Source organism: Lonepinella koalarum (assembly GCF_004565475.1).
Classification (GTDB): domain Bacteria; phylum Pseudomonadota; class Gammaproteobacteria; order Enterobacterales; family Pasteurellaceae; genus Lonepinella; species Lonepinella koalarum.
Genome location: NZ_SRHX01000019.1, coordinates 1 through 1,663, shown reverse-complemented (window position 1 = coordinate 1,663; position 1,663 = coordinate 1). Strand labels below are relative to the sequence as shown.

General features: G+C 52.0%; 1 protein-coding gene. It reads left to right on the top strand.

Going from position 1 to position 1,663, the window contains the following annotated elements:
- Positions 1 to 643 precede the first annotated feature (643 nt).
- Entirely contained in the window at positions 644 to 1,498 is an 855-nt protein-coding gene (locus tag E0709_RS12065; protein WP_135107939.1) for an exonuclease/endonuclease/phosphatase family protein, read from the top strand.
- The last annotated feature ends 165 nt before the right edge of the window (positions 1,499 to 1,663 follow it).

The window sequence follows — 1,663 nt, the reverse complement described above, 5'->3', positions numbered from 1 at the left end:
TGACATAAACCGTCCTAGGGGGGTGGGACCTGAACTCCCTCGCCCTAAAACAACGCCTGCAACGAAAAACCGAAGACAGAAACCTAATCCGCTCCGTGGGAGTACCCCTACCGCAGCCACTCTTCGGAGGGTTGCGAGACGCATGAAGGAAATGGTGCAAAGCCTACGGGAACTTCATACCCCGAATGGGAGGAAACCACGGAGCAACCATGTTAGGTTGGGCTTGGGGGCGCGTAGCGCGGGCGGTGCAAAGGTGTCGTCCACCGGTCGGCGGTTCCCTCGGTTAAACCTGAGGCGATCCATTCGGGTGGGCACCTGGAACGTTCTCACTATTAGTAGTGATGATAACCTGCCTCTGCTGTCAGCAGAACTACGCCGTTAGCGCATCAGTATTACGGCTTTCTCTAAGGTGATGATGCCTGGGAATGGCGAGATCAGTGTAGATGGTTACACTTACTACTGGTCTGGTCGCTCTGACGGCAACCATACTCAGGACGTAGCCGTGGCTGTGGTGATGAAGGTCCTATGGTGATGAAGGTCACATCCGTTAATGAGAGTATCATGAGACTGTGAATCACCCATTTGTTGGGTTGTCATTTCTCTCGTTTCCGTGTAGGATCCGACCGGGGTAAAAGATGTCTCCGTGAAAGAGGTATACTACACCGAGCTCCAATCAGTGATGGACAGGTGTCCCAGGAGAGATACTCTTCTTGTCATGGGAGACTTCAATGTGTCGACTAGCACTGCCAGGGATGGCTATGAGTCGTGTATCGGTCCTCATGGCTCCGGATCAAGAGATCAGAGCGCCTCTATGCTCCTTGACTTTGCTAAGAGTCGAGGACTAAGAGTTGCAGGCTCTTGGTTCGAGCGGCCGGACGCACGACGCTGGACTTGGTATTCCAATACTGGCGTCGTGGCAAAGGAGATCGATCATGTTCTCGTAGATGGTCGCTGGAGGCTGCTTCAGAACTGCAGAGTCTATAGAAGTGCCCAATTTCTCAATACTGACCACAGGCTTGTTGTCGCGACCCTCAAACTAAAACTCAAGTCCCAGAGGATGCAGACGTCTAGTCAGTTGCGACTGGATGTTGGTCAGCTCAGGGATGAGAGAGTAGCTGAGGAGTTTGCGCATAAGCTCCAGGACAGCTTTAAGGAACTGGGTGATGGAAATGACTCTGAGGAACTGTGGAGCAACTTCAAGACTAAAATCCTGAAGGTGGAAGGCGAGGGTCTTGAAACTTCACGCAAGACGAGGAGAGGTTTTCTAACTCCTGAGACTATGGACATCATTGAGAAGAGTCGCAGGGCTAGACTTGAAAGTAGAACCGGACACTACAAGGCTGTCAAACGTGCATCTGTACGTGCTTTGGGGATGGACGAGGAGGAGCAAGTACGAGGAATCTGTGAGACTATCGGAGTCACCACAGATCGAAGAACTGTGCACCCGGCATGCATAGGAATCCGTATCTTGCGCTCCTCCAAGACCTCGTTGCACTAAAATGAGACCGGCTAATCGTGAAGTACTGGTATATGAGTCTGACGTCAGAGGCTGCTGGATTGGCTACTTCAGACAGTTTACCAAGTGAATCTCCTCCATGCGCTGGACGGCCGGGATGTTGCTCCTGTTGTAGTTGATCCCCTTAACAACTGTGATCCGCGTACG